At 52.9% G+C, this 276-nt stretch carries 1 rRNA gene; it reads left to right on the forward strand.

The window, feature by feature from the left end:
• Positions 1-276: ribosomal RNA gene (locus tag ACEO2X_RS14420) — 16S ribosomal RNA — on the forward strand; the annotation flags it as partial.

Genomic DNA, 276 nt, shown 5'->3' on the forward strand with positions numbered 1-276 from the left:
ACGGCCCAGACTCCTACGGGAGGCAGCAGTGGGGAATATTGGACAATGGGGGGAACCCTGATCCAGCCATGCCGCGTGTGTGAAGAAGGCCTTTTGGTTGTAAAGCACTTTAAGCGAGGAGGAGGCTTACCTGGTTAATACCTGGGATAAGTGGACGTTACTCGCAGAATAAGCACCGGCTAACTCTGTGCCAGCAGCCGCGGTAATACAGAGGGTGCGAGCGTTAATCGGATTTACTGGGCGTAAAGCGCGCGTAGGTGGTTAATTAAGTCAAAT

This window comes from Acinetobacter sp. AL9, from assembly GCF_041464035.1.
Classification (GTDB): domain Bacteria; phylum Pseudomonadota; class Gammaproteobacteria; order Pseudomonadales; family Moraxellaceae; genus Acinetobacter; species Acinetobacter towneri.